The sequence below is a fragment of the Rhodocista pekingensis genome (genome assembly GCF_042665545.1).
GTDB lineage: Bacteria > Pseudomonadota > Alphaproteobacteria > Azospirillales > Azospirillaceae > Rhodocista > Rhodocista pekingensis.
This window is the reverse complement of sequence record NZ_JBHTCM010000006.1, coordinates 229534-249875: the sequence shown is the minus strand read 5'-3', so window position 1 is coordinate 249875 and position 20342 is coordinate 229534. Positions and strand designations below refer to the sequence as shown.

Below are 20342 nucleotides of genomic sequence, written 5' to 3'. Positions count from 1 at the left end.
GTCCGGATGGTATCGTCGGCGCAAGATCGAAATGCGCGCAGGCCGCCATGACGCACCCCCGGACGGGCCGGTGACTTCGATAGGTCGGGCGGATACGAACGGATAGATGGTTCCGGACGCGCCGCGGCCCCACCCTTGGAAGACCCGCGCCGCACGCCCCGCATCATGGCCCGCCACCGATCGACCCGCCTCCAGATCTCCCAGCTTCCGTTCGTCGCCCTGCGCGCCGACGGGCGGCTGGGATTCTGGGTCGTGCCGGAACCGGGCAGCGCGTCCGACCCGCGCCTTCTGGGCCGTACCTTTGCCGGCTGGTTCCTGCTGTTCGAGGAAGCGAACGGGGCCGCGGCGGCCGACGATCTGCTGACCCGCATCGGCCGCGAGATGCCCTCCGCCCGGCCGGAGGTGGATGCCGCCTTCCAAGCGGCGCTCGCCGCCCGCGCCGCGCCGCGCCCGGGCGGCCCGGGAGCCGCGGCGGTCAGAGCACCGACAGATGGAAGTGGTAGGACAGCAGGTCCTTGAACTGCCTGACGCTGCGCAGGGCGTCGCGCAGCCCGTCCCGGTCCGCGGCGGACAGCCGGGCCGGGGTCACCAGAGTGTCCGGCACCGCCCCGCCGCCGCCCCGACCCTCCCCCTGGGCGCCCCCCTCCAGCCGGGTCCGCAGCCGCAGCCCGACCAGGAAGTCGAAGGCCCGCCGCAGCTCCGCCGCGGTGACCTCGTCCAGCTTTCCCGCCTCGACCAGCAGGTCGATCCGGTCCAGCGTGTTGGTGGCCCGCTCCAGCCGCGCCTCCAGCGCCAGCGAGCGGACGCCGTGGACGATGGGGAAGAGGCCGCCCTTCTTGAGATCGAGCTGCCCCCTGTGCTCCCCGCCCTCGGTCACCAGATGGCCGAACCAGCCGAGCGGCGTGTCGAACTGCAAGACGATGCGGGCGAACTGCCAGAGGAAGGGCGCGTGGCCGCGGATCAGTTCCAGCAGCACGGCCCGGGTGCGGGCCAGCAGGGCCGCGTCGCCCGCCACGGCGGCGGCATCGGCGAAGATGGCGACCGCCATGACGCCGTCCTCCCCCGGGCTGCGCACCCAGTGGCGGACGGCGTCCTGCCACTGGCGTTCCGGCATCACCCAGGCGGGGTTGGTGACCATCACCCGCCCCGGACAGGGCGGCCAGCCCAGCCGGGCCAGCCCGGCGGAGAAGGCCGCCAGCCGCCCGGGCAGGTCGGGCCAGTCGGCCCCGTCGGGGAGGATCAGCCCGTTGTCCTGGTCGGTCTTGAGAAGCTGCTCGCCCCGCCCCTCGCTGCCCATGACGATCAGGCAGCAGGAGCGCGCCTGGGCAGGGGTCAGGACCAGACGGTAGAGCCGCTCCATCACCCGGTCGTTCAGGAGCGCCACGGCCCGGGATACCGCCGTCACCGGGGCGCCGGCAGCGACCAGGGTCCGCACCAGCCGGTCATGTCCGCCCCCCTCCGACCCGGTTCCGTCAGAACCTGTTCCGTCCGCGCCGAGGGCGGCGGCAAGGTCGTCGAGGCTGGCGGCATCCGCCACACGGCGGAGCAGATCCGGAGCGTGCGTCTCCAGCAGCGCCTGCGGGGACGGCAACCCGGCATCGCCCCCGCCCGGACCCTGCCGCCCGTCCTGCCGCCTGGTCATGGGTCCCCTCCGTCACAGCCGCGCCGGTCACGCCCGGAACGCCGGGGGGCGGCTCCGGCGCCGAGGACAGACGCTCCGGCGGGAAGGGGCGGGGTCCCCGGCCGGAGACCCCGCCCGCCGCCCCTTGTCCGGACCGCGGTCAGTGCGCCGCCGCCCCTTCCGCGCCCAGGCCCGTCTGCGAGCGGACGAACTGCGCCGCATAGGCCCGCTCCTCGTCCCGCGCCGCGGCACTCCGGTCGGTCACCGAGAACAGCCAGGTGCCGAGGAAGGCCAGCGACATGGAGAACAGCGCCGGGTTCTCATAGGGGAAGATCGGGGTGGCGTTGCCCAGCACCTTGACCCAGACGACCGGGCCCAGGATGACCCCGACCACCGCCGAAACCAGCCCCAGGAAACCGCCGACGACGGCGCCCCGGGTGGTCAGGCGCGACCAGTACATGGAGAGCAGGATGATCGGGAAGTTCGCCGACGCCGCCACGGCGAAGGCGAGACCGACCATGTAGGCCACGTTCTGCTTCTCGAAGGTGATGCCCAGCAGGATGGCGATGATGCCCAGCGCCACCGTGGCGATCCGGGAGACGCGGATCTCGTCCCGCTCGTTGACCCGGCCGCGCCGGAACACGGAGGCGTAGAGATCGTGGCTGACGGCCGAGGCGCCGGCCAGCGTCAGGCCCGACACCACGGCCAGGATGGTGGCGAAGGCCACGGCAGAGATGAAGCCCTTGAAGTAGTCGCCGCCCACCGCATCGGACAGGTGGATGGCCGCCATGTTGCCGCCGCCGATCAGCCCGCCGGCCGGGTCCACATAGGCCGGGTTGCCGGTCAGGTAGATGATGGCGCCGAAGCCGATGATGAAGGTCAGGATGTAGAAGTAGCCGATGAAGCCGGTGGCGTAGAACACCGACTTCCGTGCCTCCTTGGCATCGGCCACGGTGAAGAAGCGCATCAGGATGTGCGGCAGGCCGGCCGTACCGAACATCAGCGCCAGCCCCAGGCTGATGGCCGAGACCGGGTCCTTGATCAGCGCCCCCGGTTCCATGATGGAGGCGCCCTTGGGATGCACCTCGACCGCCTTCTGGAACATGGCCTCGGGGCTGAAGCCGAAGGCGAACAGCACGGCCACCGCCATGAAGGTGGCGCCGGACAGCAGCATCACCGCCTTGATGATCTGCACCCAGGTCGTCGCCAGCATGCCGCCGAAGGTGACGTAGCCGATGATCAGCGCCCCGACCACCACCTCGGCCACCCAGTACTCCCAGCCGAACAGCAGCTTGATGAGCTGGCCCGCGCCGACCATCTGCGCGATCAGGTAGAAGGCCACGGTGACCAGCGAACCGCAGGCCGACAGCGTGCGCACCGGCGTCTGCTGGAGACGGTAGCTGGCCACGTCGGCGAAGGTGTACTTGCCGAGGTTGCGGAGCTGTTCGGCGATCAGGAACAGGATGATCGGCCAGCCGACCAGCCAGCCGATCGAATAGATCAGCCCGTCGAAGCCCGAGGTGAAGACCAGCGCCGAGATGCCCAGGAAGCTGGCCGCCGACATGTAGTCGCCGGCGATGGCGAGGCCGTTCTGGAAACCGGTGATGCCGCCGCCGGCGGCGTAGAAATCCTTGGCCGACTTGGTGCGCCGCGCGGCCCAGTAGGTCACGCCCAGGGTCAGGGCGACGAACACCAGGAACATGCTGATGGCGTGCCAGTTGGTCGCCTGGCGCTCGGTCTGGCCGGCGATGGCGTCGGCGAGGGCCGCACCGGGCAGCAGCACCGCCCCGGCAAGGGCGCCGGCGGTGCCGGCCGCGGCCCTGGCCAGGGTCCCGGGCACGGCGGCCGGAAGCGTCATGGGGAGGGCGGGCATCAGACGGTGTCCTCGATGATCTGGCGGTTGAGCTCGTCGAACTCCGCGTTGGCGCGGCGCACATAGATGCCGGTCAGCAGGAACGCCGTCACGATGATCAGGATGCCGATGGGGATGCCGATGGTGGTGACCCCGCCCGCCAGCGAGGCGCCCAGCGCCTTGGGGGCGAAGGCCACCGCCAGGATGAAGGCGAAATAGATCGCCATGACGAGAAGGGAGAGGATGAGGCCGAGACGGGTCCGCCTCGTGACAAGCTCCACGAACTTCGGGTGCGAGCTTATCCTCTGGGTTGTATCCTGTTGCATGCTCCGCGCTTCTCCCTGATCGGCCGCTCTGGCGCAGGGGAACCGAGTCCCCGGATGCGCCCACGGCCTGTTCTGCCACGGTGCATAGGGTTTTTGTCCAGCGCAACCGCCGCGAAAGGAAATGGACCACGCACAAGTATGAGAACGCTGTTCATTTCGCAAATCATCAAAATCATGGAATTTTATTCCAGATTGCGGCGCATCCGCGCACCATCGCCGACCGGACGGGCATCCCGCTCCGGCTCTCCGGCAGCACGGAGACGCGAATCGGTTCCGCACTGCAAGCAGCGCGGGCGCGCACCCGCAAAAGCAGCAGACAGGCCGAAGGTAATGTATTTCTGCGGGAACGACCGTCAGGCGTCGTGACCGGGAACCCAGGGGATGCGGCTGACGGCGACGCCCTCCTCGCGCAGTTCCTCCGCCTGCTGCGGGCTGGCCTCGCCATAGATGGCGCGGCTCTCCACCTCGCCGTAATGGATGCGCCGGGCCTCCTCGGCGAAGCGGTCGCCGACATAGTCGGCATTGGCCTCGACATGCCGGCGCAGGGCGCGGAGCTGCTGCATCAGTTCGGCCATGGGGGCGCTGGCCGCGGCCGGGGTGCCGCCGGTGCCGGGGGCGGCTTCGGGGGCGACCTCGGGAACACCTGCGGGCGTGGCTGCCGTGTCGCGGCCCCGGCCCTTCGTGATGCTGGGCGCCATCGGCGCCTTGCTGATGCCGCGGTCGCCACAGACGGGGCAGCAGACTTCGCCCGCCGCCGCCTGCTGGTCGTAGGCTGCGCCGCTGCGGAACCACCCTTCGAAGGAATGGCCGGCACTGCACTGAAGCTGGTAAAGGATCATCGTCCCCTGCCCGCGGCCGACCTGCCGGCCGCCCTGCAACCGTGGTGTCATATACGATCGCCCGGGGAATGCTCAATCCCCGGACGGCCGGCGGGTCATGATCCGTCCGGTCCGGACCGGGGCAGCCGGACACCCCCCTATTGCTTCCGCCAGGGCGATCCTATGACCCTTGTCGGGTTGACGCCCTCCCATCGGTCTGCGACTGAACCGAATCCCTGAACCGTCCGGCCGGCCTTGAACTGCTCTGGCACGGATGCGCCAGTATTTCGGAGTACGGATCGATGGATCTGTTTCGGCTGCTGTTCGATCCGGCGCCCTTCATGCCCCATGGCATGTGCCTTCTCTGGCATCCGGCCCTGATCTGGACGCATCTCGTCTCGGACCTTCTGACGGCTGCCGCGTATTTCACGATCCCGGCCGCCCTGGTCTATTTCGTCCGTCGTCGTACCGACATCGTGTTCGGCTGGATCTTCGTGCTGTTCAGCCTGTTCATCTTCGCCTGCGGCACCACCCACCTGTTCGGCGCCATCACCCTCTGGTATCCGTCCTATGTGCTGGAGGGGGCCGTGAAGGCGGTCACGGCGCTGGCTTCGGTGGCGACCGCCATCGTCATCTGGCCGCTGCTGCCGCGCGCGCTGGCCCTGCCCAGCCCGGCCCAGCTCCGTCTCATCAACACGGCGCTGAGCGCCGAGGTGGGGGAGCGGATGCGGGCCGAGCGCGCCGTGCGCGAGGCCAACACCCGGCTGGAGGAGCGCGTGGCCGCCCGTACCGCGGAGCTGGCCGCCGCCAACGAGGCCCTGCGCGAGGCGAACGAGACGCTGGAACGCCGGGTCGCCGAGCGCACTGCCGAGCTGGAGGCCGTGGTCAGGGCCCTGCGGGAGAGCGAAGCGCGCTATGCCGGCATCGTGCAGCACGCGGCGGACGCCATCTTCGTCGTGGATGTCGGCAGCGACGGCAGCTTCCGCTATGCCGCCGTGAATCCCGCCCTGGTGCGGGAGACGGGGCTGACCGAGGCGGTCCTGATCGGGCGCACCCCGGAGGAGGCGCTGGGCGGGAGCTACGGCGCCGAGGTCAGGGGCTGGTTCACGACCTGCGTCGAGACCCGGGCGCCGCAGCAGGTGGAGCATGTCGTCGAGCGCAACGGCAGCCGCACCGTCTGGCTGACGGCCCTGGTTCCTGTGTTCGATCCCGAGAACGGACGGGTGATCCAGCTTGTCGGCACCGCGCGCAACCTGACGGAATACCGCCAGCTCCAGGAGGAACTGGCGCAGGCGGCGAAGCTGGCGACCCTGGGCACCATGGCGGCCGGCGTGGCGCACGAGGTCAGCCAGCCGCTGAACGCCATCCGCATCACCGCCACCGACTGCGCCCTGCTGCTGGACGAGGAGGGGCCGCCCGACCTGGACTATGTGCGCAGCGGCCTCGCCACCATCCGCGACCAGTCGGCCCGGATGGGCGGGATCGTGGACCAGATGCGCCAGTTCGGCCGCCGCGCCCCGGAACGGCCGCAGCGCTTCGATCCGGCGGAACCGGTGCGCCGGGCGGCGGGACTGCTGGAGCGCCACTTCGCCAGCGCGGACATCGCCCTCTGCCTGGAGATCGAGGAGCCGCTGCCGGCGGTGACGGGCCATGCGGTGAAGCTGGAACAGGTGGTGCTGAACCTGCTGACCAATGCCCGCGACGCCATCGAGGAGGCGCGGGCACACCCGCCGGCGGACAGCGCCGACGGCCCCCCGCCGGGCCGCATCGGGCTGCACGCCGCCGCTGCCCCCGGTCGCGCCGCGGTGACGATTTCGGTGGAGGATGACGGTGCCGGCTTGCCCGCCGGGATGGCGGACCGCATCTTCGATCCGTTCTTCACCACCAAGGCGTCGGAGAAGGGAATGGGGCTGGGCCTGTCCATCTGTGCCAGCATCGTCGCCGCCATGGGGGGCCGGATCGAGGCGGTGCCCCTGCCGCGCGGCACCCGCTTCGTCGTCACCCTGCCCGTGCCGGCAGCCCTGGAGAGTGCGGCATGATCGGAATCGACAGCATGACCGGCGGCAGCGCCGCCACCACGGACGGCGCCACGGCGCCGCATATCCTGGTGGTGGACGACGAGGTCGTCGCCACCATGGCGCTGGAGCGTTTCCTGGAGCGCCGGGGCTTCCGCGTCACCACCGCCTTCGACGGGCGGCAGGCGCTGGACGCCCACGCCCGCGACGCGGCCGACGTGGTGGTCACCGACATGCGCATGCCCCGGCTGGGCGGGCGGGAGCTGATCCAGGCCCTGCGCGGGCCGCAGCCGGAACTGCCGGTGGTGGTGGTCACGGGCTTCCTGTCCAGCGACGACGAGGCCGCCGCCCTGGTCGGACCGCACACGGCGGTGATGACCAAGCCGCTGGACCCCGAGGCGCTGCTGCGCACCCTGAAGGGGCTGCTGGGCGGCTAGGAACGGCCGGGTTCAGGGCCCCTGGAAGCCGCGGTCGTGGCCGAGTGCGGGCACCATGCGCCGCGCCTCGTCCACCTCGGCAAGGTCGAGATCGGCGACGGCGAAGCCCGGCTCCTCCCCCGCATCGGCCAGCACCTCCCCCCAGGGCCCCACGATCAGGGCGTGGCCGTAGGTGCGGCGGCCCTCGTCATGGCTGCCGGTCTGCGCCGGGGCCAGCACGAAGGCGCCGGTCTCGATGGCGCGGGCGCGCAGGAGAACATGCCAGTGGGCGCGGCCCGTGGGCACGGTGAAGGCGGCCGGCACCGTGATCAGCCGCGCCCCGCCCTGGGCCAGGGCGCGGAAGAGATAGGCGAAGCGGACATCGTAGCAGATGGTCAGCCCCAGCCCGCCCCAGGGGGTGGGGGCAATGACCGCGCGGTCCCCCGGGCGGTAGGTGGCGCTCTCCCGGTAGCTCTCGCCGCCCGGCAGGTCCACGTCGAACATGTGGATCTTGTCGTAGCGGGCGACGACGACGCCGGCCGGGTCCACCACGAAGGCGCGGTTGGCGACGCGCCCGTCCTCCAGCAGGCAGGCCAGCGTCCCCGTCATCAGCCACGCCCCCGTCTCCCGCGCCAGATCCTGGAAGAAGGGCAGGCCGGGATGCTCCGCCTCGGGCTTCGCGCGGGCCAGCACCTTCTGCCGGCCCTGCACCATCATGGCGACGTTCTCCGGCAGGCAGATCAGCTCCGCCCCGGCGTCCCGGGCACGGCGGACCAGGGTGCCGGCCGCCTCCAGGTTGGGGCCGATCCCGGGGCCGGCATTGACCTGTACCACGGCGGCACGGAGGGTTGCGGTCATGGTCCTTCTGTCCTTGCGTTGAGGCCCCGCCTGCGCTGGCGGGCAGAACCGCGGCGGCCGGGCGGGGCGGCTCCGACGGAAAACGGGAAGAACGGCCCGGGGTTCAGCCGGCGAGGCCCAGGAGGGAGTCGAGCCGCCCCTCCCGGTCCAGGGCGTGGATGTCGTCGCAGCCGCCCAGGCCGCGGCCGTCCACGAAGATCTGCGGCACCGTGGTGCGGCCGTCGGCCCGCCGGGTCATCTCCGACCGGCGGCCGGGCTGCTCCATCACGTCGATCTCCTCATAGGCGACGCCCTTGGCGTCCAGCAGGCGCTTGGCGCGGACGCAGTAGGGGCAGAAGGGGCTGGTGTAGATCTCGACCTTGGGCATGGCGGGACGGCGTGCGGTTGGCGGGACCCCCACTATGACCGCCCTGCCCCGCCCCGCCAACCCCTGCCGGGCAGGCCCGGTGCGGGCGGGGCGGCGTCAGGGCTGGCCCGTCAGGGCGTGAGGTCGCCCAGCCCCGTCAGCCGGACCACGCCCTTGCCAGGAAGCTCCACCCGCAGTTCCAGGGTACCACCCGCCGCCTCGACGAAGCGGCGCAGCGTCGAGAGATAGAGATCCGCCTGATGCTCGATCCGGTGGACCGAGGGCTGCCTGATCCCGAGGTTGCGGGCTATCTCGGCCTGGCTGCGCTCGGCCAGAATGCGCAGGGCCTGCAGGCCCTCGACATCGGCCATCAGTTCCTGCGCCCTGGCATCGACAGCGGCCCGCTCCTCCTCCGGCAGTCCGGCCATGACCTCGTCCAGCGTGCGTGGCATGTCCGCTCCTTTCAGGTGTTGCGGTCCGTGAGATACCGGGAAAAGCGATCATCGGCCCGTCGGATCAGGCCGGCATAGAAACGGTCCTGTGGCTGGCCCCGCTTGTTCCCCGCCACCAGCAGGATGGCGGACCGGGATGGATCGAAGGCGAAGGCGACGCGCCAGACACCGCCGGCTGCCTCGAACCGGAGTTCCTTCATGTTGGGGAACCGCGATCCATACAGCGTATCCACCAGGGGCCGCCCCAGGGTCGGCCCGTAGAGGGACAGAACCTTCGACGATGCCAGAAGGGCGATCCTGACCTCCCGATCCAGGGCAAGGACTTCCGCCTCGAAATCATCGTGAAAGAGAACCGTCCACGTCATCCGATAATAGCCTCCAGGCTATTTCCCGACAAGCGCCCCCTCACGACACGTCCACCGGCCTGACCACGCGGGCGAGCGTCAGCACGTCCACGCGGGCGGCGCCGGCGCGCTTCAGGACGCGGGCGCATTCCTCCACCGTGGCGCCGGTGGTGAAGACATCGTCCAGCAGCACGATGCGGGCGCCGCGCACCCGCTCACGGCAGGTCGCGCGCACGGCGAAGGCACCGGCGACGTTGCGGGCGCGACCGCTGCGCGAGAGGCCGCCCTGGCTGGGTGTGCGGCGGCGGCGCAGCAGCAGGTCGGGGCAGGCCGGCAGGCCGCAGCGCCGGGCCACGGCCAGGGCCAGCAGCGCCGCCTGGTTGTAGCGGCGGGCGAACAGGCGCCAGCGGTGCAGCGGCACGGCCGCGACCAGATCGGCATCCGCCAGCAGCTCCGCCCCGGCCCGCGCCAGCCAGGCGCCGAAGCCCTCGGCCACGTCGGTGCGGTCGGCATGCTTGAAGGCCAGGACCAGACCGCGGCTGCCCTCGTCATAGACCAGGGCGGAGCGGCAGCGGTCGAAGCGCGGCGGGGCGGCGATACAGGCCCCGCAGAGGCTGCGGTCCGGCGCGGCGTAGTCGAACGGCCGGCCGCAGCAGGCGCAGAGCGGCGGGCCGATGAAGGTGACACGGCTCCAGCACGCCGGGCAGAGGGTCCCCGGCGCCTCCACATCCGTCCCGCAGGCGAGGCAGCGCGGCGGCAGCAGCAGGTTCAGCACCCGGCCGCGCCAGTCGCGCAAGGCGCGCACCGCCTGTCGCCATTGCCGCCCTTGGGTCGTATCCTCTAGGGTCTTCATGCCGCCCAGGGTAGCGGAAGCCGCCGGCCGGGGCGAGCGGTGCCACCAGACACCGGCGGCGGAAACAGCGGCCGCGGGCCGTGGCGGGGGTTGTCCAGCGCCGCCGACGGTTATACCAACGCCGCGGAACCGGACCGTGGCGGCAGACCGCGGGAGGGGCGGTAGTCCGCGGGAGGGGCGGCCGGCCGCGGAAGGGTCCGGCCGCGGGAGGGTCCGGCCGCGGAAGAGTAAGGAGACGCCGAGGATGCCCGACGCCGATACGATGACCGTGTTCGACCGGCGGATCGTCCGCCGGCACCGGGACCGGGCGGCCCCCGGCCTGGGCCTGCACGACTTCCTGCTGACGGAGGTGGCGCAGCGTCTGGCCGAACGGCTGGACGGGCTGCGCCGGCAGTTCCCGCTGGTCCTGGACCTGGGCTGTCACGGCGGCGAAATGGCCCCGGTCCTGAAGGGCCGTTCCGGTATCGAAACGATCATCCATGCCGATCTGTCGCCCGCCATGGCGCGGCTGGCGGCAACGCGGACGGGCGGCCCCGCCCTGGCCGCGGACGAGGAGTTCCTGCCGCTGGCCCCGGCCAGCCTGGATCTGGTGGTCAGCAACCTGTCCCTGCACTGGGTCAACGACCTGCCCGGCGCCTTCCTCCAGATCCGCCGCGCCCTGCGGCCGGACGGGCTGTTCCTGGCGGCCATGCTGGGCGGCGACACGCTGATCGAGCTGCGCCGGGCGCTGCTGGAGGCGGAGGCCGAGACGGCGGGCGGCGTCAGCCCGCGGGTCAGCCCCATGGCCGGGCTGCGCGACGCCGCCGGCCTGTTGCAGCGGGCCGGCTTCGCCCTGCCGGTGGCGGACAGCGACACGCTGACGGTCTCCTACCCGGACCCGCTGCGCCTGATCCGCGACCTGCGCGGCATGGGCGAGACGAACGCGGTGCTGGACCGGCTGAAGCGGCCGACCCGGCCGGCCGTGCTGGCGCGCGCGTTGGACCGCTACGGCGAGCTGTTCCGGGAGCCGGACGGCACCGTGCCGGCGACCTTCCAGGTGCTGTATCTGGCCGGCTGGGCGCCCGATCCGGGCGTGCAGCAGCAGCCGGCCCGCCGCGGCAGCGCCGACGCCCGGCTGGCCGACGCCCTGCGCACGGAGGAGATCGGCACCGGCGTCAGGCCGGACGGGACCTGACGGGGCCGCACTACGGCAAGGGCGGCGCTACCGCCGGAGCCGCGCTACAGCAGGTCGCGCAGCATCGCCACCAGCGGCAGGTCGGCCGGCGGCATCGGATAGTCGCGCATCCGCGCCGGCCGCACCCAGGCCAGCGCCTGCCCCTCCTGCGGCGTCGGCTCGCCCTTCCAGACGCGGCAGGCATAGAGCGGCATCAGCAGGTGGAAGCTGTCGTAGCGGTGGCTGGCGAAGGTCAGCGGGGCGAGGCAGCTCGACGCCGTGTCGATGCCCAGCTCCTCCCGCAGCTCGCGGACCAGGGCCTGCTCCGGCGTCTCGCCCTCGTGCACCTTGCCGCCGGGAAACTCCCAGAGCCCGGCGAGCGACTTGCCGGGCGGGCGCTGGGCCAGCAGCACGCGGCCGTCCACATCCACCAGGGCGGCGGCGACGACCAGCACCGTCCGCACCGGCGGCAGCGACCGCACCTCCTCCTGCCAGCAGGGGGTATCGCCCTCAGCCGCCATGCCCGCTCTCCCATTCCGTCCGCGTGATCCGCCACAGATTGGCCGGCCCCGGCGGGCCGCGCAGCCCGCGGTCGTGCGCCGGATCGACCCGCTCCAGGGTCAGCCCCGCCTTGGCCAGCACCCGGTTGGAGGCGGTGTTGCCCGGTTCCGCCGCCGCCCGCACCACGCTCAGGCCGAGGTCGCGGAAGCCGGCAGCGACAAGGGCCGAGGCCATCTCCGTGCCGTAGCCGCGGCCCCAGACCTCCGGCGCCAGCCAGTAGCCCAGTTCGGCCTCCGGCGCGTCGGCCCGGCTGCGGATCAGACTGGCGGCGCCGACGATGCGGTCGCCCCCGCGCGGCAGCGCCACCCGGTGCAGCAGCGTCCCGCCCGCGGCCGCGGTGGTGCAGACGCGCAGCCAGGCGCGGGCCTCGGCCTCCCCGTAGGGGTGCGGCACCCGGATCAGCCAGCGCGCCACCTCCCAGCGGCCGACGCCGTCGATCAGCGCCGGCAGGTCCGCCTCGACGAGCGGCCGCAGCGACAGCCGCGCCGTCTCCAGCACGCCGGCATGCCCGCGGGGCGGGTCCCTGTCCGAAGGGCCGGGCGCGGCCACGCCGTCAGCTCCGGTAGCTGCCGTTGATGTCGATGTAGCCGTGCGTCAGGTCGCAGGTCCAGACCTGGGCCTCGCCCTGGCCGACGCCCAGGTCGATGTCGATCTCGATCTCCGTGCCCTTCATGTGGGCGGCGACCGGAGCCTCGTCGTAGCCGGGCACCTCCATGCCGTCGCGGCAGATCGGAACGCCGCCGATGGCGATGACCAGCCGGTCGCGCTCGGCCCGTTCGCCGGCGCGGCCGACGGCGGCGACGATGCGGCCCCAGTTGGCGTCCTCGCCGGCCACGGCGGTCTTCACCAGCGGCGAGTTGGCCACCGTCAGGGCCACCCGCTTCGCCGCCGCATGGCTCTCCGCCCCGGTGACGCGCAGGGTGACGAACTTGGTCGCGCCCTCGCCATCGCGCACGATCTGCTGCGCGAGATCGAGGCAGACCGCCTCCAGCGCGGCGCGGAAGCCGTCCAGGCGCGGGTCGCTGGCCTCGGCCACCGGGGCATGGCCGGCCTTGCCGGTGGCGGCCAGGATCACCGTGTCGGAGGTGGAGGTGTCGCCGTCCACCGTGATGGAATTGAAGCTCCGCTCCGTCGCCCGCGTCAGCAGGCGCTGCAACGCCGCCGGGGCGATGGCCGCGTCGGTGAAGAGGAAGCCCAGCATGGTCGCCATGTCGGGCGCGATCATGCCGCTGCCCTTGGCGAAGCCGGCCACGGTCACCGGCACCCCGTCGATCTCCGCCACCGCGAAGGCGCCCTTGGGGAAGGTGTCCGTCGTCATGATGGCGCGGGCCGCCGTCTCCCAGGCGGCCCCCTGGGCCGGCCCCAGGGACGGCCAGATCGCCGGCAGGTGGCGGGCGATCAGGTCGGCCGGCATGGGCTGGCCGATCACGCCGGTGGAGGCGGTGAACACCTCCGACGGGTCGCAGCCCGCAAGCTGCGCCGCCGCCGCGACGGTGGCATCCACGAACGCCTCCCCGGCCTTGCCGGTGAAGGCGTTGGAGTTGCCGGCATTGACCACCAGCGCCCGGATGCTGCCGCCGGCCAGCGAGCGCCGGCAGCGATGGACCGGCGCCGACGCCGTCAGCGAGCGGGTCAGCACGCCGGCCACGGTCGTGCCCGGCTCGAACAGGGCGACCATGGTCTCGTCCCGCGGGGTCTTGTAGCGGATGCCACATCGCCCGGCGGCCAGACGGACCCCCGCCACGGGGGGAAGCTGCGGAAAGGAAGCGGGCGCCAGCGGCGAAACCTTGGACGACATGGAACGGCTCCGATCTCGGGAAGCGCGGCCATCAAGCCGATGGGGCGGGAAGAGGTCAAGGGCCGGGTGCCCGGCCGCTTCCGGCACCATTTCCCGAGAGCATCCGATGGAGTATGATCAAAGCCTATCTATGATTGAACAAAGGGAGGATCGCATGGGGACCGTGGGGCGGATGCGGATACCGGCGGGCGGTCGCGGGTTGTGTGTCGTGCCGGTCCTGCTGTCCCTCGTCGTCTGCATGCCGGGTGCGACCCGTGCGCAGGACAACACCCCGCCCCCGCCGTCTCCCCCACCGTCTCCCCCGGCGTCCGATGCCCTGCCGCCGGCACCGGCGCCGCTGCTGGCTGCCGACCGGCCGGTGCCCTGGTGGGTGGCGTTCAAGTTCAACGCCGCCAGCTTCCCGCACTGCGCGGGCGCCGCACAGCGCCGCTGTCCGTTCGGCGGGACGGTGCAGGATTACCGGCTGTTCAGCCAGCAGTACCTTTTCACCGCCGCCGGCGGCCCGCCGCTGGGCATGGGGGCCGACTGCCTGGGCGACGACACGGCCGATCCGCTGGGCGCCACCTTCGGGCAGGTCTATGACGGTGGCGGGGCCTATTACGTGATCTGGAACGACCAGTTCTACGATGCCCCGGCGATCCGCGGCTGCGACGGTTCCTGCGGGGCGCCCTGGGGTCATGCCAAGGGGATGCTGGCCTGGAACGACCAGGGACAGGGGGTCGTGCTCCAGGTCAGCACCCCTTCCTGGCCCGCCGCCGGCAGCAGCGCGACCCCGCGCCAGGGCGACGGCAACAGCCTGGGCTGCATCAAGGACGACGATGTGGAGGTCAGCCAGCACTTCTTCGCCCTGGCGCTGGGGCCGGGCGACGTGGCCGTGGTGCTGAAGGCGCTGGCGAATGCCAGCGTCGTGACCGATCCCGGCAATCCCCAGATCGTGCGCAACGGCGGCCCGGCCGACATCCAGGCCCTGGTGCAGTCCCTGGGCCGCACGGTCGCCGGCACCGCCGTCACCGACGACAGGCTGTCCGGCGGGGTGCGGCTGATCTCCAAGCCGTCGGCCCTGCATGTGCCGCCCTGGCAGCTCGTCTCCGCCACCCTGGGCGGGGTGCCGCTGCGGGTGGCGTCCTGGTGGGCGGAACCGGAGATCCCCAGTGCCCCGGCCGGCGCCCCCGCCTGCTGGGCGGACGGGCTGGGCACGCCCGGCGCGGTGGAGATCGCCACCACCGGCACCTGGGGACAGACCGTGCTGGGCCTGAAGGGCGGCGAGGGCGCGGACTTCAACCACGCCAAGATCGGCGTTTCCACCGACCCGGCGCGGCCCGTCACCGTCTTCGGCGACATGAACCAGCAGGGCGCCCTGTCCGGGAACTGCGGCAGCAGCCAGAACGGCCGCGGCGGCCTGTTCTTCGTGCTGGAGGACACGGCCCTGCACGCCGGCTTCTCGGCCCTGCTGCAAGGGGCCGGCGCCCCCGGCGGTCCCTGACCCGGCCGGCCCTTCCTGAAACGGACAGGGCGGGCACGGTCGCCCGTGTCCGCCCTGTCGTCTCTGTCGCCCGAAGGCCGGTCAGCCTGAAGGACTGTCGGCCCGAAAGACTGTCAGCCCGGCCTACTTGCCGTCCTTGCCGGCCGGCTTGGCCGCACCGTTGCCGGCGGGCGGGGCCGGCGGCGGCGGCATCGGGCCGCCGTCGATGCCGAACATCTCCACCTTCGCCTGCTTGCGCAGGCCCTCCACCACGTCGCCGGCGATGTCCTGCGCCACCACCTGCCGCAGCTCCGGCGCCGCTTCCTCATAGGTCGGCGGGGTCTGCTTGCGCTTGTCCTCGACCTTGATGACGTGCCAGCCGAACTGCGTCTCGACCGGGGTCTGGCTGACGTCGCCCGACTTCATGGCGAAGGCGGCCTTGGCGAAGGGCTCCACCATCTGGTCCTTGGTGAAGTAGCCCAGATCGCCCTGCTGCTGCGCGGCGGCGGTGTCGATCTTCTGCTCCGCGGCCAGCTTGTTGAAGTCGGCGCCGCCCTTGATCTGCTTGATCAGGGCCTCGGCCTCTTCCTTGGTCTGGACCAGGATGTGGCGGGCGCGCACCTCATCCTGCGGCGGATTTTCCTTCAGCCACTCGTCGAACTTCTTCTTGACCAGGGCGTCGGACATCTTCGCGTCGATGGCCTTCTTCAGGAAGGCTTCCTGGACGAAGCGCTCCTCCGCGGCCTTGAGGCGCTGCTTCACCTCGGTGGTGTCCTGAAGCTTGTCCTTGTAGCCGGCCTGGGTCACGAGGTGGGCGTTGACCACCTGCTCCAGCACGGCCGGGTAGACCATGGGGAGCGGGAGCTGCTGCACCTGCGGCGGGAGCTGCTGCAACGCGGCCAGCACCTCGGTCCGGCGGATCTCCTTGCCGTTGACGCGGGCGACGACCGGGTTGTCGTCAGCCTGTCCGGCGGGGGCCTGGGCGGCCGGCTTCGCCTCCTGGGCCAGGAGGGGGCTCGGGCCCATCGCCACCGTCGCCACGGTGCCCAGTGCCGCGGCGGCGATCGCGGCGCGCACCTTCTTCGAAATCATGCCTTGGCGTTCCTTCGCGCGAGTTCTTGCTGACCAACCGGGTTGACGGACGCCCGGGTCGCGCCCGGGATGCGCGCCAGCGGTTAAAGCATGCCGGCCCGCCCCGGGCAAGCGGCGCCACCGGGCAGCGGCATCAAGGCAATTGGAAAATGGCGCGATCATGGTATGGTCCGCGCCCGTACCGTCCCCCCTGTGCCGCCCGGCATCCGGGGCGCTGTCGTGCGCGTTGACCGGGCGCGCGTTGACCGGGACGGCGCGCGGCCCCATGTGACAGCCACGCGCGGCCGGTCCCGCGCGCAGCGTCTTCCAGAGTCCCGAGGTCTTCATGTTCGGTGCCATTGCCCGCACGCTGTTCGGCAACGCGAACGACCGCGTGGTGAAGGGCCTGCGTAAGCAGGTCGAGGCCATCAACGCGATCGAGCCCAAGCTGACCGGCCTGTCCGACGCGGAACTGCAAATGCGCACCGACTGGCTGCGCGACCGGCTGGCGAAGGGCGAAACGCTCGACGACATCCTGCCCGACGCCTTCGCCACGGTGCGCGAGGCGGCCAAGCGCACCCTGGGCCAGCGGCACTTCGACGTGCAGCTCATGGGCGGCATGGTGCTGCATTCGGGCAAGATCGCCGAGATGCGCACCGGTGAGGGCAAGACCCTGGTCGCCACGCTGGCGGTCTACCTGAACGCGCTGGAGGGCAAGGGCGTCCACGTCGTCACCGTGAACGACTATCTGGCCAAGCGTGACAGCGGCTGGATGGGCCAGATCTACCGCTTCCTGGGCCTGTCCGTCGGCTGCATCGTCCACGGGCTGGACGATGCCGAACGGCGCGCCGCCTATGCCGCGGACATCACCTACGGCACGAACAACGAGTTCGGCTTCGACTATCTGCGCGACAACATGAAGTACCGGCTGGCCGACATGGTCCAGCGGCCCTTCAACTTCGCCATCGTGGACGAGGTCGACTCGATCCTGATCGACGAGGCGCGCACCCCGCTGATCATCAGCGGCCCCTCCACCGACAGCTCCGAACTCTACATCGCCCTGGACAAGGTGGTGCGGGAGACGGTGCAGGACGGCGACTTCGAGAAGGACGAGAAGGCGCGCGCCGTCAGCCTGACCGAGGGCGGCACCGAGAAGGTGGCGCAGCGCCTGATCGAGATCGGGCTGCTGAAGACCGGCGACCTGTACGACATCCACAACGTCACCCTGGTCCACCACGTCAATCAGGCGCTGCGGGCGCACAAGCTGTTCACCCGCGACGTGGACTACATCGTCAAGGACGACAAGGTCGTCATCATCGACGAGTTCACCGGCCGCATGATGGAGGGCCGCCGCTATTCCGAGGGGCTGCACCAGGCCCTGGAGGCGAAGGAAGGCGTGACCATCCAGCGCGAGAACCAGACGCTGGCCTCCATCACCTTCCAGAACTATTTCCGCCTCTACCCCAAGCTGGCCGGCATGACCGGCACCGCCATGACCGAGGCGGCGGAGTTCATGGAGATCTACGGCCTGTCCGTCGTGGACATGCCGACCAACCTGCCGGTCAAGCGCAAGGACCAGGACGACGAGGTCTACCGCACGGCGGACGAGAAGTACGCGGCCATCATCACCCTGATCGAGGAGTGCCGCGCCCGGCAGCAGCCGGTGCTGGTCGGCACCGTCTCCATCGAGAAGTCGGAGCTGCTGTCCGAGCTGCTGAAGAAGAAGAAGGTCCCGCACAACGTCCTGAATGCCCGCTACCATGAGCAGGAGGCGTATATCGTCGCCCAGGCCGGCCGGCCGGGCGCGGTGACCATCGCCACCAACATGGCCGGCCGCGGCACGGACATCCAGCTCGGCGGCAATCTTGAAATGCGCATCGAGCACGAGCTGTCCGACCTGCCCGAGGGTCCGGAGCGCGAGGCGGCCATCGCCCGCATCCGCGACGAGATCGCGGCGGCGAAGGAGGTGGTGCTGAAGGCCGGCGGTCTCTATGTCGTCGGCACCGAGCGGCACGAGAGCCGCCGCATCGACAACCAGCTCCGCGGCCGCTCCGGCCGTCAGGGCGACCCCGGCGCCTCGAAGTTCTTCCTGTCGCTGGAAGACGACCTGATGCGCATCTTCGGCAGCCAGCGCCTGGACGGCATGCTCCAGAAGCTGGGCTTGCAGGAGGGCGAGGCGATCATCCACCCCTGGATCAACAAGGCGCTGGAGAAGGCGCAGACCAAGGTGGAGGCGCACAACTTCGACATCCGCAAGAACCTGCTCAAGTACGACAACGTGATGAACGACCAGCGCAAGGTCGTCTACGAGCAGCGCCGCGACGTCATGGATGCCGAGGATGTCCAGGACACCGTCGTGTCCATGCGGCACGAGGTGATCCAGGAGATGGTGTCCAAGGCCATCCCGCCCAACGCCTATGCCGAGCAGTGGGACACCGACCAGCTGCACGAGGAGGTGATGCGCGTCCTGGGCGCTGACCTGCCCGTCAAGGAGTGGGCCAAGGAAGAGGGCATCGCCGACGCCGAGATCGTCGAGCGCCTGACCCGCTTCGCCGACGAGACGATGGCGGAGAAGGAGGCGGCCTACGGCGCCACCCTGATGCGCTCCATCGAGAAGAGCCTGCTGTTGCAGATCCTGGATCAGCAGTGGAAGGACCACCTGCTGAACCTGGACCACCTGCGCCAGGGCATCAATCTGCGCGCCTATGCCCAGCGCGACCCGCTGAACGAGTACAAGCGCGAGGCCTTCGGGCTGTTCGAGTCGATGCTGGCGAGCCTGCGCGAGCAGGTCACCACCGTGCTGATGCATGTCCAGGTCCGGCAGGCCGACGCCGACCTGCCGGCGCCGCCGGAGCCCATGGGCGAGCCGACCCGTGAGGACCCGGCGCTGGCCCCGGCCGGGGCCGAGGCCCTGCCGCCGGGCATGGTGCGCCGGGCCGACGACCAGCGCCTGCGGCCCCAGGCCTATGGCGCCGGCGCCCTGCCGGTGGCCGAGACGCTGGAGCGCGACACGCCGGAGTCCTGGCGCAACACCCCGCGCAACGCCCCCTGCCCCTGCGGCAGCGGCAAGAAGTACAAGCACTGTCATGGCCAGGCGCGCTGACGGCGCGCCGGGGGGCACGGTCAGGCGCGCTGACGGCGCGCCGGGGGAGCACGGTCAGGCGCGCTGAAAGCGCGCCGGGCCTGACGGACCGGGGCCGGAAAAGACGAAGGACCGAAAGAAGAAGGGCCGGAGCAGCGATGCTCCGGCCCTTCGTGCGTCAAGAGGGTGGCTCCGGCGAAGCAGGGGCTCCCGGCCCCTTCAACCAGCCGGGCTCAGCCCAGGCCCTTCTGGCCCATCTCCAGGAACTTCTGGCGGCGGTTCAGGCGCAGGGTGGCGCCGTCATGGGCGCGCAGATCGTCCAGCGCGTCCTCGATGGCGTTGCCGAGGGTGGCGATCATCTCTTCCCGGCGGCGGTGGGCGCCGCCCACCGGCTCCATCACCACGCGGTCGATGACGCCCAGTTCCTTCAGGTCCTGCGCCGTCAGCCGCAGCGCCTGCGCCGCGTCGGAGGCGTTGGCGGCGGAGCGCCAGAGGATGGAGGCGCAGCCTTCCGGGCTGATGACGCTGTAGATCGCGTGCTCCAGCATCAGCACCCGGTCCGCCGTGGCGATGGCGATGGCGCCGCCCGACCCGCCCTCGCCGATCACGGCGGAGACCAGCGGCACCTTCAGCCGCAGGCAGGTCTCGATGGACTTGGCGATGGCCTCGGCCTGGCCGCGCTCCTCCGCACTGACGCCGGGGAAGGCGCCGGCCGTGTCCACCAGCGTGACGACGGGCAGCCGGAAGCGGTCCGCGAGCTGCAACAGGCGCTGCGCCTTGCGGTAGCCCTCCGGCTTCGCCATGCCGAAATTGTGCCGCACGCGGCTTTCGGTGTCGTGGCCGCGCTCCTGCCCGATGACGACGACGCTGCGGCCGCGGAAGCGGCCCAGCCCGCCGACGATGGCGCGGTCCTCGGCGAACAGCCGGTCGCCTGCCAGCGGCGTGAAGTCGGTGAACAGGCGCTGGATGTAGTCCAGGCAGTGCGGCCGTTCAGGGTGCCGGGCGACCTGCACCTTCTGGGCGGGAGTGAGCTTCGCATAGGTCGAGCGCAGGAGCTTGTCGACCTTCTCCTGCAACTTCTTGACCTCGTCGGCGATGTTGATGTCGCCGCCGTCGGTCAGGGTGCGAAGTTCCTCGATCTTACCCTCGAGGTCCGCGATCGGCTTCTCGAATTCCAGAAAGTGCATCGGTCGGGAGTGGTAGGGGGACCAAGGCGCGGTGCTTACCACAGCCCATCCCCCGGTGCCAGAACGGAGTGTGCCGCAGCCGCATCGCCCGACCTGCGTCGCGTTGCCTGCTTCCGGCGGAGGCGGG

At 71.3% G+C, this 20342-nt stretch carries 20 protein-coding genes; 6 read left to right on the top strand and 14 right to left on the bottom strand.

The features are described 5' to 3' along the window. Nucleotides 1–165: 165 nt before the first annotated feature. Nucleotides 166–519, top strand: a complete 354-nt coding sequence (locus ACFQPS_RS06030; RefSeq protein WP_377357300.1) for a hypothetical protein — start codon at nt 166–168, stop codon at nt 517–519. Here ACFQPS_RS06030 and ACFQPS_RS06025 read toward each other — a convergent pair. From ACFQPS_RS06025 to ACFQPS_RS06010, 4 genes are all read right to left on the bottom strand, one after another. Next, nucleotides 476–1642: a putative nucleotidyltransferase substrate binding domain-containing protein gene (locus ACFQPS_RS06025; protein ID WP_377357297.1), complete on the bottom strand. Its 1167-nt coding sequence runs from the start codon at nt 1640–1642 to the stop codon at nt 476–478. The two genes, ACFQPS_RS06030 and ACFQPS_RS06025, sit on opposite strands and share 44 nt — an antisense overlap. A 139-nt stretch (nt 1643–1781) precedes the next feature. After that, complete coding sequence (locus ACFQPS_RS06020; RefSeq protein WP_377357296.1) at nt 1782–3494, bottom strand: cation acetate symporter; 1713 nt, start codon at nt 3492–3494, stop codon at nt 1782–1784. After that, nucleotides 3494–3799, bottom strand: coding sequence for a DUF485 domain-containing protein (locus ACFQPS_RS06015; RefSeq protein WP_377357294.1), 306 nt, complete (start codon nt 3797–3799; stop codon nt 3494–3496). Before ACFQPS_RS06015 ends, ACFQPS_RS06020 begins: the two co-directional genes overlap by 1 nt. Before the next feature lie 353 nt (nt 3800–4152). Then, entirely contained in the window at nt 4153–4689 is a 537-nt protein-coding gene (locus tag ACFQPS_RS06010; protein ID WP_417715176.1) for a DUF1178 family protein, read from the bottom strand. Between the two features lie 230 nt (nt 4690–4919). Here ACFQPS_RS06010 and ACFQPS_RS06005 point away from each other — a divergent pair, with 230 nt between their 5' ends. Together ACFQPS_RS06005 and ACFQPS_RS06000 are read left to right on the top strand one after the other, a co-directional pair. After that, on the top strand, nt 4920–6656 hold the full coding sequence (locus ACFQPS_RS06005) for a sensor histidine kinase (protein ID WP_377357292.1): 1737 nt from the start codon (nt 4920–4922) through the stop codon (nt 6654–6656). Beyond that, on the top strand, nt 6653–7069 hold the full coding sequence (locus ACFQPS_RS06000; RefSeq protein WP_377357290.1) for a response regulator: 417 nt from the start codon (nt 6653–6655) through the stop codon (nt 7067–7069). Before ACFQPS_RS06005 ends, ACFQPS_RS06000 begins: the two co-directional genes overlap by 4 nt. Before the next feature lie 12 nt (nt 7070–7081). Here ACFQPS_RS06000 and ACFQPS_RS05995 read toward each other — a convergent pair whose 3' ends face one another. The 5 genes from ACFQPS_RS05995 to ACFQPS_RS05975 form a co-directional block, all read right to left on the bottom strand. After that, a complete protein-coding gene (locus ACFQPS_RS05995; protein WP_377357288.1) occupies nt 7082–7906 on the bottom strand; it encodes a carbon-nitrogen hydrolase family protein in 825 nt (274 codons plus the stop codon). 103 nt (nt 7907–8009) lie between these two features. Continuing rightward, the gene (gene grxC, locus ACFQPS_RS05990) at nt 8010–8273 is read right to left on the bottom strand and encodes a glutaredoxin 3 (protein ID WP_377357286.1); all 264 of its coding nucleotides are present in this window, start codon (nt 8271–8273) and stop codon (nt 8010–8012) included. A gap of 110 nt (nt 8274–8383) precedes the next feature. Beyond that, nucleotides 8384–8704 carry an XRE family transcriptional regulator gene (locus ACFQPS_RS05985; RefSeq protein ID WP_377357285.1) on the bottom strand — a complete coding sequence of 107 codons (321 nt, stop codon included), beginning with the start codon at nt 8702–8704 and terminating at the stop codon, nt 8384–8386. Nucleotides 8705–8715: 11 nt separating this feature from the next. Beyond that, nucleotides 8716–9069, bottom strand: a complete 354-nt coding sequence (locus ACFQPS_RS05980) for a type II toxin-antitoxin system RelE/ParE family toxin (RefSeq protein WP_377357284.1) — start codon at nt 9067–9069, stop codon at nt 8716–8718. A gap of 40 nt (nt 9070–9109) precedes the next feature. After that, nucleotides 9110–9901, bottom strand: a complete 792-nt coding sequence (locus ACFQPS_RS05975; RefSeq protein ID WP_377357282.1) for a ComF family protein — start codon at nt 9899–9901, stop codon at nt 9110–9112. Nucleotides 9902–10145: 244 nt separating this feature from the next. Between ACFQPS_RS05975 and ACFQPS_RS05970 the strand changes: the two genes are divergently transcribed. Next, nucleotides 10146–11075: a methyltransferase domain-containing protein gene (locus ACFQPS_RS05970; RefSeq protein ID WP_377357280.1), complete on the top strand. Its 930-nt coding sequence runs from the start codon at nt 10146–10148 to the stop codon at nt 11073–11075. A 44-nt stretch (nt 11076–11119) separates the two neighbouring features. On the opposite strand, the gene ACFQPS_RS05965 is transcribed toward ACFQPS_RS05970, so the two are convergent. From ACFQPS_RS05965 to argJ, 3 genes are read right to left on the bottom strand one after another with little or no spacing between them, the layout of a single operon-like run. Continuing rightward, the gene (locus tag ACFQPS_RS05965; protein WP_377357278.1) at nt 11120–11575 is read right to left on the bottom strand and encodes a (deoxy)nucleoside triphosphate pyrophosphohydrolase; all 456 of its coding nucleotides are present in this window, start codon (nt 11573–11575) and stop codon (nt 11120–11122) included. Then, nucleotides 11565–12164 (bottom strand): GNAT family N-acetyltransferase, encoded by a 600-nt coding sequence (locus tag ACFQPS_RS05960; protein ID WP_377357276.1) that lies wholly within the window; start codon nt 12162–12164, stop codon nt 11565–11567. Before ACFQPS_RS05960 ends, ACFQPS_RS05965 begins: the two co-directional genes overlap by 11 nt. Before the next feature lie 4 nt (nt 12165–12168). Beyond that, nucleotides 12169–13413: a bifunctional glutamate N-acetyltransferase/amino-acid acetyltransferase ArgJ gene (argJ, locus tag ACFQPS_RS05955; RefSeq protein WP_377357274.1), complete on the bottom strand. Its 1245-nt coding sequence runs from the start codon at nt 13411–13413 to the stop codon at nt 12169–12171. Between the two features lie 208 nt (nt 13414–13621). Here argJ and ACFQPS_RS05950 point away from each other — a divergent pair, with 208 nt between their 5' ends. After that, entirely contained in the window at nt 13622–14896 is a 1275-nt protein-coding gene (locus ACFQPS_RS05950) for a deoxyribonuclease II family protein (RefSeq protein WP_377357272.1), read from the top strand. A gap of 123 nt (nt 14897–15019) precedes the next feature. Here the strand turns inward: ACFQPS_RS05950 and ACFQPS_RS05945 are convergent, their stop codons facing one another. Continuing rightward, on the bottom strand, nt 15020–15967 hold the full coding sequence (locus ACFQPS_RS05945) for a peptidylprolyl isomerase (RefSeq protein ID WP_377357271.1): 948 nt from the start codon (nt 15965–15967) through the stop codon (nt 15020–15022). A 325-nt stretch (nt 15968–16292) separates the two neighbouring features. Between ACFQPS_RS05945 and secA the strand changes: the two genes are divergently transcribed. Beyond that, nucleotides 16293–19049, top strand: a complete 2757-nt coding sequence (secA, locus tag ACFQPS_RS05940) for a preprotein translocase subunit SecA (RefSeq protein WP_377357269.1) — start codon at nt 16293–16295, stop codon at nt 19047–19049. A gap of 212 nt (nt 19050–19261) precedes the next feature. Here secA and ACFQPS_RS05935 read toward each other — a convergent pair whose 3' ends face one another. Next, entirely contained in the window at nt 19262–20215 is a 954-nt protein-coding gene (locus ACFQPS_RS05935) for an acetyl-CoA carboxylase carboxyltransferase subunit alpha (protein WP_377357267.1), read from the bottom strand. Between the last annotated feature and the right edge of the window lie 127 nt (nt 20216–20342).

Coding starts and splice junctions, on each gene's coding strand:
- ACFQPS_RS05965 (WP_377357278.1), bottom strand. CDS start 11,575: ATGGCGGCTGAGGGCGATACCCCCTGCTGGCAGGAGGAGGTGCGGTCG.
- ACFQPS_RS05975 (WP_377357282.1), bottom strand. CDS start 9,901: ATGAAGACCCTAGAGGATACGACCCAAGGGCGGCAATGGCGACAGGCG.
- ACFQPS_RS05945 (WP_377357271.1), bottom strand. CDS start 15,967: ATGATTTCGAAGAAGGTGCGCGCCGCGATCGCCGCCGCGGCACTGGGC.
- ACFQPS_RS05985 (WP_377357285.1), bottom strand. CDS start 8,704: ATGCCACGCACGCTGGACGAGGTCATGGCCGGACTGCCGGAGGAGGAG.
- ACFQPS_RS05995 (WP_377357288.1), bottom strand. CDS start 7,906: ATGACCGCAACCCTCCGTGCCGCCGTGGTACAGGTCAATGCCGGCCCC.
- ACFQPS_RS06000 (WP_377357290.1), top strand. CDS start 6,653: ATGATCGGAATCGACAGCATGACCGGCGGCAGCGCCGCCACCACGGAC.
- ACFQPS_RS05970 (WP_377357280.1), top strand. CDS start 10,146: ATGCCCGACGCCGATACGATGACCGTGTTCGACCGGCGGATCGTCCGC.
- ACFQPS_RS05935 (WP_377357267.1), bottom strand. CDS start 20,215: ATGCACTTTCTGGAATTCGAGAAGCCGATCGCGGACCTCGAGGGTAAG.
- ACFQPS_RS06020 (WP_377357296.1), bottom strand. CDS start 3,494: ATGCCCGCCCTCCCCATGACGCTTCCGGCCGCCGTGCCCGGGACCCTG.
- ACFQPS_RS06005 (WP_377357292.1), top strand. CDS start 4,920: ATGGATCTGTTTCGGCTGCTGTTCGATCCGGCGCCCTTCATGCCCCAT.
- ACFQPS_RS06010 (WP_417715176.1), bottom strand. CDS start 4,689: ATGACACCACGGTTGCAGGGCGGCCGGCAGGTCGGCCGCGGGCAGGGG.
- ACFQPS_RS05980 (WP_377357284.1), bottom strand. CDS start 9,069: ATGACGTGGACGGTTCTCTTTCACGATGATTTCGAGGCGGAAGTCCTT.
- ACFQPS_RS06030 (WP_377357300.1), top strand. CDS start 166: ATGGCCCGCCACCGATCGACCCGCCTCCAGATCTCCCAGCTTCCGTTC.
- grxC (WP_377357286.1), bottom strand. CDS start 8,273: ATGCCCAAGGTCGAGATCTACACCAGCCCCTTCTGCCCCTACTGCGTC.
- ACFQPS_RS06025 (WP_377357297.1), bottom strand. CDS start 1,642: ATGACCAGGCGGCAGGACGGGCGGCAGGGTCCGGGCGGGGGCGATGCC.
- secA (WP_377357269.1), top strand. CDS start 16,293: ATGTTCGGTGCCATTGCCCGCACGCTGTTCGGCAACGCGAACGACCGC.
- argJ (WP_377357274.1), bottom strand. CDS start 13,413: ATGTCGTCCAAGGTTTCGCCGCTGGCGCCCGCTTCCTTTCCGCAGCTT.
- ACFQPS_RS06015 (WP_377357294.1), bottom strand. CDS start 3,799: ATGCAACAGGATACAACCCAGAGGATAAGCTCGCACCCGAAGTTCGTG.